This is a genomic window from Nonomuraea zeae, assembly GCF_005889725.1.
In the GTDB taxonomy this organism is placed as follows: Bacteria; Actinomycetota; Actinomycetes; order Streptosporangiales; family Streptosporangiaceae; genus Nonomuraea; species Nonomuraea zeae.
The window spans coordinates 1-11,435 of the sequence record NZ_VCKX01000357.1; the positions used below are offsets into that span (position 1 = coordinate 1).

Annotated in this window: 14 protein-coding genes and 1 tRNA gene; 10 read left to right on the forward strand and 5 right to left on the reverse strand. The window is 69.7% G+C overall.

Going from position 1 to position 11,435, the window contains the following annotated elements; genetic code table 11:
* Window positions 1–1,450 (reverse strand): sensor histidine kinase (locus ETD85_RS54325; RefSeq protein ID WP_138697696.1); only part of this gene is annotated, 1,450 nt, incomplete at its 3' end.
* A gap of 116 nt (window positions 1,451–1,566) precedes the next feature.
* Between ETD85_RS54325 and ETD85_RS54330 the strand changes: the two genes are divergently transcribed.
* The 7 genes from ETD85_RS54330 (at window position 1,567) to ETD85_RS54360 (ending at window position 4,831) form a co-directional block, all read left to right on the forward strand.
* Entirely contained in the window at window positions 1,567–1,749 is a 183-nt protein-coding gene (locus ETD85_RS54330) for a DUF1918 domain-containing protein (RefSeq protein WP_138697697.1), read from the forward strand.
* A 10-nt stretch (window positions 1,750–1,759) separates the two neighbouring features.
* Window positions 1,760–2,167 (forward strand): secondary thiamine-phosphate synthase enzyme YjbQ, encoded by a 408-nt coding sequence (locus tag ETD85_RS54335; RefSeq protein WP_138697698.1) that lies wholly within the window; start codon window positions 1,760–1,762, stop codon window positions 2,165–2,167.
* Between the two features lie 117 nt (window positions 2,168–2,284).
* Window positions 2,285–2,713: a DUF3052 domain-containing protein gene (locus tag ETD85_RS54340; RefSeq protein WP_138697699.1), complete on the forward strand. Its 429-nt coding sequence runs from the start codon at window positions 2,285–2,287 to the stop codon at window positions 2,711–2,713.
* Between the two features lie 31 nt (window positions 2,714–2,744).
* The gene (locus ETD85_RS54345; protein ID WP_138697709.1) at window positions 2,745–3,203 is read left to right on the forward strand and encodes a peroxiredoxin; all 459 of its coding nucleotides are present in this window, start codon (window positions 2,745–2,747) and stop codon (window positions 3,201–3,203) included.
* A gap of 14 nt (window positions 3,204–3,217) precedes the next feature.
* Window positions 3,218–3,529, forward strand: coding sequence for a hypothetical protein (locus ETD85_RS54350; protein ID WP_138697700.1), 312 nt, complete (start codon window positions 3,218–3,220; stop codon window positions 3,527–3,529).
* 271 nt (window positions 3,530–3,800) lie between these two features.
* On the forward strand, window positions 3,801–4,742 hold the full coding sequence (locus tag ETD85_RS54355; RefSeq protein WP_138697701.1) for an ROK family protein: 942 nt from the start codon (window positions 3,801–3,803) through the stop codon (window positions 4,740–4,742).
* Window positions 4,743–4,759: 17 nt separating this feature from the next.
* Window positions 4,760–4,831, forward strand: a tRNA-Val gene (locus ETD85_RS54360).
* Window positions 4,832–4,891: 60 nt separating this feature from the next.
* Here ETD85_RS54360 and ETD85_RS63995 read toward each other — a convergent pair.
* On the reverse strand, window positions 4,892–5,044 hold the full coding sequence (locus tag ETD85_RS63995; RefSeq protein ID WP_170247353.1) for an integrase: 153 nt from the start codon (window positions 5,042–5,044) through the stop codon (window positions 4,892–4,894).
* Between the two features lie 214 nt (window positions 5,045–5,258).
* On the opposite strand from ETD85_RS63995, the gene ETD85_RS64000 reads away from it, so the two are divergent.
* Window positions 5,259–5,936, forward strand: coding sequence for a hypothetical protein (locus tag ETD85_RS64000; protein ID WP_170247354.1), 678 nt, complete (start codon window positions 5,259–5,261; stop codon window positions 5,934–5,936).
* An 834-nt stretch (window positions 5,937–6,770) separates the two neighbouring features.
* Window positions 6,771–7,250 (forward strand): hypothetical protein, encoded by a 480-nt coding sequence (locus ETD85_RS54375; RefSeq protein WP_138697704.1) that lies wholly within the window; start codon window positions 6,771–6,773, stop codon window positions 7,248–7,250.
* 74 nt (window positions 7,251–7,324) lie between these two features.
* Here the strand turns inward: ETD85_RS54375 and ETD85_RS54380 are convergent, their stop codons facing one another.
* Complete coding sequence (locus tag ETD85_RS54380) at window positions 7,325–8,077, reverse strand: LysR family substrate-binding domain-containing protein (RefSeq protein ID WP_138697705.1); 753 nt, start codon at window positions 8,075–8,077, stop codon at window positions 7,325–7,327.
* Between the two features lie 55 nt (window positions 8,078–8,132).
* Here ETD85_RS54380 and ETD85_RS54385 point away from each other — a divergent pair, with 55 nt between their 5' ends.
* Complete coding sequence (locus tag ETD85_RS54385) at window positions 8,133–8,504, forward strand: DUF5997 family protein (protein ID WP_138697706.1); 372 nt, start codon at window positions 8,133–8,135, stop codon at window positions 8,502–8,504.
* A gap of 708 nt (window positions 8,505–9,212) precedes the next feature.
* Here the strand turns inward: ETD85_RS54385 and ETD85_RS54395 are convergent.
* Window positions 9,213–9,950 (reverse strand): SDR family NAD(P)-dependent oxidoreductase, encoded by a 738-nt coding sequence (locus ETD85_RS54395; RefSeq protein ID WP_138697707.1) that lies wholly within the window; start codon window positions 9,948–9,950, stop codon window positions 9,213–9,215.
* Window positions 9,947–11,435 (reverse strand): CDGSH iron-sulfur domain-containing protein (locus ETD85_RS54400; RefSeq protein ID WP_138697708.1); only part of this gene is annotated, 1,489 nt, incomplete at its 5' end. The genes ETD85_RS54395 and ETD85_RS54400, both read right to left, overlap by 4 nt.

Here is an 11,435-nt window from a genome sequence, read left to right on the forward strand (position 1 = left end):
GGATCAGGGTCGGTGGGATCAGGGCGACCGCCGACGTGCTGAAGGTCGCGGTCACCGTGGTGCCGGCGGCGCCGCTGCGGACGTCCAGCCGGCCGGCGAGCTCCGTCACGCGCTCGCGCATCAGCGCCAGGCCCATCCCGTGCCGGGCGGAGACGTCCTCCGGATCGAATCCGGCGCCGTCGTCCGAGACCGCGACGGTGATCACGTCGTCGCGGGCGCTCAGCCGTACCTCGATCGTGGCGGGGTTCGCGTGCTTGACCGCGTTCCCGAGCGCCTCCTGCACGAGGCGCAGGACGGCGTGCTCGGCCAGGGGGACCAGCGCGACCTCCGCCAGCACCGCCTCGACCTTGATGCCGAGCCGCGTCTCGTAGGCGTGGCAGAGCTCCTCCAGCGCGGGCAGCAGGCCCGCGTCCTCCAGCGCGACCGGCCGCAGCTCCAGCAGCAGCGCCCGCATCTCGCGCATCGCGCGGGCGGCGGCCCGCTCCATCGCCTCGGCCTGCCCGCGCAGCTCCTCCGGCGCAGCCCTGCTCATGCCGGCGGCCAGCAGGCTCAGCGAGAACAGGTCTTGAGAGATCGAATCGTGCAGCTCCCTGGCGATCCGGCCGCGCTCGGCCTGGCGGGCCTCGGTCCGCGCGGTCAGCCGCGCCGCCTCCACGGCCGCGCCGAGCCGGTCGGTCATGACGTTGAACGAATGCTCCAGCGTGCTCACCTCGTCGGCGCCCGAGACCGCCACCCTGGGCCGGAAGTCGCCGGCCGCCACCGCCGTCGTGACACCGGCCAGCCTGCGCACCCTGCTCGTCAGCCTGCGGGTGCTGAGCAGGCCGAACACCAGCCCCACCGGCACCACCAGCGCGAGCACGAGCACGCCCGGGACGATCAGCGACAGCAGCGCCTCCGGCCGGAGTCCCGCGGGGGCGGCGTCGTCGGGGGCCTGGACGTACACGTGGCCGAGGGTGGCGAAGCCGTCCGCCGACCTCATGATCACGGGGCTGAAGTGCCAGGTCGCCGGTCCCGCCCGCGTCCTGCTCGCGCCGCCGCGCTCGCGGTGGGGCAGGGGGACGTCCAGCGTGCCGCCGGGCGGGTAGATGCCGGGAGCGGAGCTGGCGACGATCTCCCCGTCGGAGCCGACCAGCATCTCCAGCATGGCGTAGCCCGGCTCGGGCGGCCGGGCGCCGCCGACGATCGTCCGGCCGCCCGACTCGGCCGTCGCCTGCGCCAGGAGCTCACCTGCGGACAGCCCGGGATCGGCCGCGGCGAGCCTGGCCGCCTCCAGGCTGAGCACCTTCGTGTCACTGGCCGCCTGCTCCTGCAGCACGGACGCCAGATCGGAGGCGTTGGCCTGCGGGATCAGCACCAAGCCGACGATCACGGCCTCGACCAGCAGCACCGCGGTGGCGGTGACGAGCACGTACGAGGCCGCCATCCTGCCGCGGAGGCCGAAACGCCACATCTGCGCAGCGTAACGTTTTGGTCATCTTTTCTCCTCCCCCTGTGGAGGGAGCAAAAAATCCTCCTTCTTGGCAATCGGCCTTTTCCTGAGGCTTTCGAGGTACCAATGTGGAAGGTATGAACGCGACGGTAGGCGACCGGCTCCTGGTGCACGGGAATACCGTTGGAGATAGGGACCGGAGCGGTGTGATCACGGAGGTCCAAGGCATGGACGGCGGGCCCCCGTACATGGTGCGGTTCGACGACGGGCATACGGGGCTGGTGTTTCCGGGCCCGGATGCGGTCGTCGTGCCTAAGTAGGATTCGGCCTGTGAGATCTGAACTCATCTCTGTGGCCACTGGTTCACGGGAGACGGTGCACGACATCACGGCCGAATGCGCCGAGTTCGTGCGCGCGCAGGGCGAGGACGGGCTGTTGCACGTCTTCGTGCCGCACGCGACGGCCGGCGTCGCGCTGCTCGAGCTCGGCTCGGGGAGCGACGACGACCTGATCGCCGCGCTGCGCGACCTGTTGCCGGCCGACGACCGCTGGCGTCACGCGCACGGCTCGCGGGGTCACGGCAGGTCACACGTCATGCCCGCGCTGGTTCCGCCCTACGCCACGATTCCCGTGCTGGGCGGGCGAATGGCGCTGGGCACCTGGCAGTCCGTGGCACTTGTGGACCTGAACGTCGACAACACGCAACGCCAGGTACGCCTGTCGTTTTTGTCGCATTGATTCTGGCCGACTACGGCCGTACCCGTGGCGACCGTTGACGACTGAGGGTCACAGCGTGTGGACTGTGCCGAAGCGATAAACCGCATAAGCGGGGCCACTCAAGCAGGAGGGATAAACGTGAGCGCGACCGCGGGTCAGGCGCAGGGCGAGCGCGGCCTGGCCGAACGACTCGGCCTCAAGCCGGGTCAGGTGGTGCAGGAGATCGGTTGGGACGAGGACGTCGACGACGAGCTTCGCGACTCCATCGAGAACCTGACCGGCAACGAGCTGCTGGACGAGGAGAGCGACGACGTCGTCGACGTGGTGCTGCTTTGGTGGCGCGACGAGGACGGGGATCTCTTCGACGCTCTCACCAACGCCATGCGAGCACTCGCCGACGCCGGCCAGATCTGGCTGCTCACTCCCAAGGCCGGGCGCGACGGCCACGTGGAGCCGAGCGACATCGGGGAGGATGCCACTACGGCGGGTCTTTCGCAGACCAGCAGCGTCTCCGCCGCACCCGACTGGTCCGGGACCAGGCTCGTCGCGCCCAAGGGCCGACGGTAGGGAGCCCGAGCGCCTGCCATGCGGCAGGATGATGCCTGTGAACGCACATCCTGCCGAGGTCGGCGCCCTGGCTCCGGATTTCGAGCTGCAGGACCAGCACGGCACCCCGGTGAGCCTGGCTCAGTTCAGGGGTAGGAAGGTCGTGCTGGTCTTCTACCCGCTTGCCTTCAGCGGGATCTGCCACGGCGAGCTGTCCGCGCTGCGCGACCAGCCGCTCGACGCACAGGTGCTGACCGTGTCGGTCGACTCCGTCTTCACGCATCGTGCCTGGGCGGATCGCGAGGGTTACACGTTCGCGCTGCTCTCTGATTTCTGGCCACACGGACAGGTCGCGCGGGCGTACGGTGTGTTCGATGAGGCGAAGGGGCTCGCTTTGCGGGGGACCTTCATCATCGACGGCGACGGCGTGATCCGGTGGTCGGTGATCAATCCGATCTCTTCGGCACGTGACGTCGCCGACTACGTCAAGGCACTCGCCGACATTTCATAACTTCGGAGGGAACGATGCCCTGCTACCGCTGCGGGGCCCGGCAGACCGACCCGGTGCGCGGCGCCAGCCCGTGGCAGCGCGGGGTGCGCAACGAGGCCCAGGTGTTGATCTGCCCGGACTGTCAACGGATGCACGACCTCGACCTGGACACGTGCTCCACCTGCGCGTCGACCGCGCTGATCTGCCGGCTCGGCGAGGTGGAGTGCCGGTCCTGCGGGGCGGTGCGGATGGCGCGTTCTGAGGCGCTCACCGCGTCCGTGGCGCCGCCGCCCGGGCTCTCCGCTGAGGTGGAGGCGGCGCTCAACCGGGTGCTCGGACGGGCCTGAGAGGGCTCTGGGGGCCGGCTGGGACGGGGAACGGCCGGAGAGTGCGTGCTGGGGGTTGCGGCGCCGTGAGAGCCGCTGAGGCGGCCCCGCGCTGCCTGTGCGGCCTGGTTGCGGGGGCGACTCCTGGGCCTGTGCGGTCTGGATGCGGGGGGCGACTCCTGGGCCTGTGCGGCCAGGGTGCGGGGGGCGACTCCTGGCCCACTGAGGTGTTCCTCAGCCCGCCTATCCAGACATTTGCTGAGCTGCGCTATCGTCTCTTCCCGTGTCCGCTATGAGTTCGTTCGTCGTCGCGCTCGACGTCGGTGGCACGTCCATGAAGGGCGGCCTGGTCAGCGAGTCCGGTGCGGTCCTGCTGAGCGAGCGGCGTCCGACGCCCCGGGCGGAGGGCCCGGAGGCGGTGGTGGCCGCCATCTCCGACTTCATCAGCCATCTGGCCGCCTCGGGCGACGGCGTACCGGCGGGCGTGGGCCTGGCCGTGCCGGGCCTGGTGTCCGGCAACTCCGCCCTCTACGCCGCGAACCTGGGCTGGCGCGACGTTCCCGCCACGGACTTCACCACCCTGGACATCCCGGTGCTGCTGGGACACGACGTACGCACCGGGGGGCTCGCCGAGAGCATCCTCGGCGCGGGCCGGGGCCTTACCGACTTCCTGTTCCTGCCGATCGGCACCGGCATCGCCGGCGCCTCGATCATCCACGGCGAGCCGTACGGCGGCTCCTCCGGCTGGGCCGGCGAGATCGGCCACACCCCCGTCTTCCCCGACGGGGAGCAGTGCGCGTGCGGCCAGTTCGGCTGCCTGGAGACGTACGCCTCGGCCGCCTCGGTGGGCCGCCGCTACAGCCTGCGGGCGGGCCTGGAGGGCGTCAAGGCCGAGCAGGTGGTCTCCTCGGACGACCCGATCGCCATCGAGGTCTGGGACGAGGCGGTGGAGGCGCTGTCGCTGGCGCTGGCCACGTACACGCTGCTGCTGGACCCCTCGGTGATCGTCCTCGGCGGCGGCCTGGCCGAAGCGGGCCCGGCCCTCTTCGACCCGGTCCGCACCCGCCTGGTCAAGCGCCTGGCCTTCCGCGACGCGCCCCCGCTCATCCCGGCGGCGCTGGGGGTGGACGCCGGCATGCTCGGGGCCTCCCTCCTGGGCTGGCGCGCGGCCGGGCGGCCTGAGCTGGGGCCCGGGTGGGTAATGGATGTGCGATCGGGTCCGCTGGTGTCGTAAGGTGTAGTGCCGATCAGGGGCGGTTAGCTCAGCGGTAGAGCACTCGCCTTACAAGCGAGGGGTCACTGGTTCGAACCCAGTACCGCCCACCTGCGTCGAGAAGCCCCGCAGCGATCATGCTACGGGGCTGTCGTGCCATTAACGTGCCATTAGGTCACGCGGGCGAGCACTCCTGAAGATCCATCTTCGTCGTCGGGGTTGCTCTGGTTGATCTTGTCGTTCATGGAATCGGCGATCTTGCGGTCTGCCTCTGCCGTGCTGTGTTGGTAGATCAGCGCGGCGCGGACGGAGTCGTGTCCCATCCGTTGCATGAGGTCTTTGAGGCTCGCGCCGGAGCTGGCGGCGATCGTGTTGCCGGTGTGCCGGAGGTTCGTGGAAGTGCAGGCCAGGGACGCCGATCTTGCTTGTGCTCTTGTCCCACTTGGCCGCGCGCCGGAAGTTGCTGCGGCGAAGGATGCCGCCTCGTGATCCGGTGAAGATCAGCGCGTCGGGTTCTGGGTCGGTGAACTGGTCGAGGTGATCGCGGAGGGCCGGGATGATCGCCTCCGGGATGGCGACCGTACGGACTCCCGCGCGAAACTTGGGTGGGCCGACGAGGAGTTCACCGGTGTCGAGTTCGACATGCTGTTGCCGAACGCTGACAGTCCGGGCAGCGAGGTCCAGGTCCATGCGCCGCAGGGCCGCTACTTCGCCCCAACGCAGGCTGGCGAAGGTGGCGAGGAGGACCAGGGCACGCAGGCGTACAGGCATCAGGTCGGCCAGCTCGAAGACCTTCGCCACGGTCAGGACCGGCCGCTCCTCCGGCTTCTCCTCGCCAGCGCCCCGGATGCGGCACGGATTTCAAGCGGCGGCGCGCCGCGCCGCCGTACGCCCCGCGCCGACGTCTCTGCGCCGCGCTGCGGCCTGGGGGCCGGTCGCGGCGCAGGCGTCGCGCGGGGCATCGCCGCACGACCACCGCGCCGTACCCACGAACGCGCCGACCATCGGCACGCCGCCGCGCCGTACAGTGCCGTCATGGACGAGTCGCCTCATGTGGCGGACGACGAACCTTCTGCCTGCCCCGCATGCGGAGCCGGACCCGAGCAGTCCAGTGACCCGGACCGCATGTGGACCAGCATCTGCTACTGCGGGCATCCGAGGTACTACGACTACAAGCATGACGACGGCACATGCCCGTGCATCGTGGGCCGCTGAATTCAATGCCTCCGGCGGGGTCCTCCGGCTCCGGGATGATCGCCGTCCAGTCCTGGAGTCCGTAGGTGGTTGAGGGGGAAACCTGATCATCCCTTCCGCCATCGACCCGGGACAGGCCGAGCGGGCCAGGGCGGACGGGATGATTAGGCGGGAAGATCTGTACGTCCGTACGGGCGTGCCATTCGCGTGCCATTCAGAGGCACCAGCGCGACGGGGAAGCCCTGGTCAAGCGGCATGATCACGGGCCGATGGGGGCTTGATCGTCGTGCCATTAGCTCCGACCAGGCGCTTCTGAGGAGGTGGCGGCGGCGAGGGGCGACCCCAGGTCAGCGGCATGCAAAACCGATCTTGCCCTCCTTGCAAGCGAGGGGTCACTGGTTCGAACCCAGTACCGCCCACCTGCATCAAAAGGCCCGCAGCGATCATGTTCCGGAGCTTGCGTGCCATCGGCTCGCGTGGCCTCCCAGCTGCTCGACGAGCCCCCTCGATCTCAGTTCGCGAGTGGCTTGCGGATGTTAGCCGGTGGCCTCGCGGCCGAGGATGATTGTCCCGCCGCGCCACCGACGTCACTGGCCGCCTGGTCGAGCGCCTTGTCGGCCGTCTCCAAGCCGCCGCCACCGCCCGTTCGCCAGGAGACAGCCCTATCTGGGTGGCAACGGCCGGGGACGAGCAGGGACGGTCGAGGATTCGGGCGGAACGCTTGTCGAGGCGAGATTTTGAACCACCTAAGATCCCGGCTTCTCCTGGCGTGCCTAACAAGCGATCCGACGCCGATAAGCGCGCGTTGAGGGGGCAGGATGGCGTTCGGCAGGCACACTTGCGAAGATCGGGAGTGTGCACCGCTTCGACGACCCAACTGTCAACTTTCTGCCCGGCCAGCCCGTACGCATCAGAGTTTTGAGTCATGAGCCCTGGGGACTCATGGCGGAGATCATCGGCGACGAAGATGTCGGCTGTTCTGTAGACATGATCGCCGGGGGCAGTGTGACCGGTTCAGGGCCGTCGAGGCGTGAGGAGTTTCCGCCTGTCGGAGCAGAGGTCGATGCAGTCGTTCAGCAGGTCTGGAGATGGCGGACGGACCCTCCCTGGATTCGTCTGAGCATCCGGCGTCCGGACCTCGACAGCTTCCAGTGGCCTTGCGAATACTGCTTGCAGCCGACGACGCTCAGCCCGGGAGGTGACGGAGTCGTCATCGATGTCCGGAGCAACGACAGCTCGCGGGTCGTCCAGCTCACCGCTCATCGCGCCTGCTTCAGTGGACACCTGCATCCAGAGAGCACCGAGCGCACCCGAGCCGACATCTTGGGCCAGTGAGCCTCATCCGTCTTGGCGGGAGAAATCTCGCATCCCGGATCACTCAACGTGACTCGACTGAGGCTGGGCGCGGGTTACCGGGGGCGGGGGCCCTTCTTCTTGCGGCTGGCCGGCACGTTCTTACGGCTCGCTGGTACGGCCCGGCGGCCGGAGCCGCCGTTCTGTGCGGGTTTCTGGCCCTTCCGCGGTGCCGGCTTCTCCGCGGGGGAGGCAGGGGTACGGCCGCGCGAGCTGTTCGCCGTCCGGCCGCGGACGATGCCGATGAAATCCTCCACCAGGTCGGTGGTCGCGGCCGTGGGCCAGGCCAGCGCGACCTGAGACTGCGGCGCGTCCGGCACCGGCCGGTACGTGAGATCCCTGCGGTGGTGCAGGCGTGCCAGCGACTGCGGGACCAGGAGCAGCCCGGTGCCGGCCGCTACCAGCTCGACGGCGTTCGCCGTGGTGGCCGGGCGGGTGAACGCGGGCAGCCCGGGCCGGGCCGTCCACTCGATGGTGTCGTCCAGAGGATGGAGGACCTCGTCGTCGGTCAGGTCGGCGATGGTCACCTCGTCGGCGGCGGTCACCGCGTGGTCCTTGGGCACCACGACCACCGTGGTCTCCACGTAGAGAGGGATCACGCTGAGCCCGTCCCGATCGACCGGCAGCCTGACGAAGGCGGCGTCGGCGCCGCCGTCCCGCAGGAGTGCCACCACCTCGTCGGCGGGAACCGTGATCAGGGTGACCGGCACGCCGGGCATCCTCTCGGCCCAGACGTTGACCCATTTCGCGGGTGTCACCCCGGGCACGTACGCCAGCCGGAACGCCCTGCCGGTCTCCTCATCAGTCACTTCCTCAGGGTACCGATGTCAGGGGAACCCGTTCCGACTGACTACGCTTGACGGCATGACCTCGTCCAAACCGAAGACCATCCAGACGATGAAGCCCGAGACCGCGGCGAAGAAGCTGGGTGTCCTTCTCTCGGCCACTCCCGCGGAGTTCCAGTCGGGTGTCGTCTCCAGGGACGAGCTGAACGAGTTGCAGGCGACGCCACCGGCCTGGCTCGCTGACCTGCGTCGCAACGGCCCGCACCCCAAGCAGGTCATCGCCGCGAAGCTCGGGGTCTCCATTTCCGGCCTGGCCAGAGGCGGGGTCACCGACCCGCTCACCACCGCCGAGATCGATGCGTTGAAGGCGGAGAAGCCGGAGTGGCTGGAGCGCGAGCGGTCCATCCAGGCCGAGACCCGCAAGGAAGCACTCCGCCTCAAGCAGCGCTAGGCACTTCAGGGTTGTCAGCGCTCGTCCCGCCAACGTGTCGTTAGCCGAGCCTGCGCGAGCTTGCTCGGTGCCCAGGGGCTGTGGCGGTGGTGTGACTGCGATCCAATCCGTTCACGGTGTCGGTCGCCGCCGCTCACGCCGTACCGGGCGAAGTGGCCGATCCTGGCGGTGCGCTGCGGTTTGGCTATCTGCGCTGACGCCGTAGCACCATGATGGCGACCACCACAGCCACCACAAGGAACAAGAGAAGCAATATCTCGAACCAGCCTAAGCCGAACACGCATTTGTCCCCTCAGTCGGGATCGTTCAACTCACAGTGTGTGCCTGTGCGTGGCTGGTCAAGGTGAATGCCTCCGGCGGGCGGGTGTTGGCTCCAGAGGTGATCAGGGGCTGGCGGTAGGGCCGATCTTCCCGCCCCCTGCGCATCCCGGGCCGGCTGCGGTACGAGGCCGGCAACGTCTGCGGCTGGGTCGGCCGCCTGCTGACTGCTCGCAGCCTGGTTGCCCGAAGCGACGGACCGCTCGGCCGGTCCTGAGACGCTCTACCACCGGATCTCCGAGATCCTCGGCCTGGGCGAAGGCCACGCGCGGCAACTCGTACGACGCGCCTGCGGCGGAGCTGGAAGAACTGCTCGCCGCCGACGTCGCCCGGCAGGCCGTCCGGCCGTCGGCTTCGTGACGCTCGCCCGCGCGGGCCGGCGTCGATCGTCTAGCGAGTCTGGTCGGTCGGGCGGATGAGGATCTCGTTCACCGCGACGTGCTCCGGCTGCGTGACCGCGTACACGACGGCGTTGGCGATGTCATCGGGCTGCAGGGTCCGCATGGAGGCGGCCATGCTCCGCGCGGCGGCCCGCATCGCGGGGTCCGTGATGTGGTCGGTCAGCTCGGTCGCGACGAAGCCGGGCTCGACGACCACGACGCGCACGCCCTGGGCGGTGACCTCCTGCCGCAGCGCCTCGGAGAAGGCGGTGACGCCGAACTTGGTCGCGGCGTAGGCGCCGTTGCCGGCCGACGCGATCCGGCCCGAGGTCGAGGAGACCTGCACGACGGCGCCCTTGCGCTCCAGCAGGTGCGGCAGCGCCGCGTGGACCAGGTACATCGACCCGAGCAGGTTGGTGTCGATCATGCGGGTCCATTCCGTGGTGTCCGCACCCGCGATCGGACCGGCGAGCATCACCCCGGCGTTGTTCACCAGGATGTCCAGGGCGCCGAAGTGCTCGACGGTCCTGGCGACCGCCGCCCGTACCGACTCCTGATCGGTCACGTCCAGTTCGACGGCCAGCATCTCGCCGGGCGCCTTGCGCACCAGGGCCTCCAGCCGGTCGGCGCGCCGGCCCCCGACCGCGACCCGGGCCCCCTCCGCTGACAGGGCCAGCGCGGTGGCCTCGCCGATGCCCGACGAGGCTCCAGTGACCAGGACGACTTTTCCGTTCAACGTGTTGCTCATGATGTGCTTTCTTCGTCTGTTCGGACCGGGGTCTCCTCGCGGAAGCCGATCTCCCGGTGGGTGCCGTCGCACAGGGGTTTGTTGCCGGAATGGCCGCAGCGGCACAGCGTCATCCTGTTGCGGGTCTCCAGCGGCCGGCCGTCGGCCCGCACGACCGGGACCTGGCCGGTGACCCACAACGCGCCGGCCAGCCCGTCCTCCTCCTCCAGGACCGAGACGGCCTGAGGGAGGTCGGGCTCGACGGTGTCGCCGCCGCGTTCGAGCGCGTAGCTGTAGGAGCCGGACGGGCAGTGGTCGATGCGGCCCATGACGTTCGAGCGCACGTCGCTGTCGCCGGTGTCGGCGAGCATCTCGGCGATCGGCCTGGTGCGGCCGATGCAGAAGGCGGCGTGGACGCACAGCTCGCCCACCCGCTGCGCCGAGATGCCCACCCCGTCGTGCACGTGCTGCAGTTCCCGGTACGGACGCATGACCGGGCTCTCCGTGCCGTCGAAGCCGATCACGGCGTGGGTCCCGTCGCAGAACGGCTTGGAGCCCGAGTGGCCGCAGCGGCACAGCGCGTAGGTGTCCTCGGTCGCGATGGCGTCGCCGGTCCTCCAGGTCAGCGCGTCGTTCGCGGAGGAGACGATCTTGCGCTTGCGCCGGAGCGGGACGCCGCCGTACACGACGTACGGGCCGTCGCGCAGGACGACGATCCGCCGCCGGTCGCCGACGCCCCACCGGCGGCGTTCCGGCGTCACGTACTCGAAGGTGGGGCCGGCCGTGCTGCCCTCGCCGTCGGCCATCCCCATCAGGGCCCGTGCCTGGGCCTTGAGCGCGTACATGGTGCCGGTGGCGACCGCGAGCAGCCTCGGGCTGCCGTTGAACGCCTGCTCCAGCAGGTGCAGGATCGCGCAGTAGGTGTGGTTGAACTCGTCCTGCGCCCTGTGGAGCGCGCTGCCGGGTTCGGCGGGTCGCGGGTTGGGCCGCATCGGGCGTACGCCGGCCGGATCGACCCGGATCGGCTCGCCGGTGGGGCCGGATTGCGGGGTGTCGCCGCGCTGGTAGCGGCGGCCGAGTTCGACCTCCTGGAAGCGGTAGTAGTGGGCGACCTCGTCTCGTTCGGGGTGGAAGATGTCCTGGTCGCCGTCCCAGACCTCGCCTCTGGCGGTGCCTTCGCCCTGTTCGACGATCTCCTCCAGCGCGGCCAGCGCGGAGTCCAGACCGTCCACCGCGGTCAGCCGTCCGGCGGTGTGCCGGAAGTGCGCGGCGCTCACCTGGCGAGTGGGGTCGCCTCTGAAGACCGCCTGCTCGCCGAGCTGCTTGCACAGGTGGCGCAGCCCTTGTTCGATGGCGGCGTAGAACTGCCCGATCGTTTCGTAGCCGTCGCCTTCCGGCGGCGCGCCGGGTGGTGCGGGTCGTTCCAGGTGCAGGAACATCTCCAGGGCCTTGGGGCCGAAGGGGAGCAGCGACAGCTCCAGGTCGCTGTGGGGCAGTCTCCGGGGG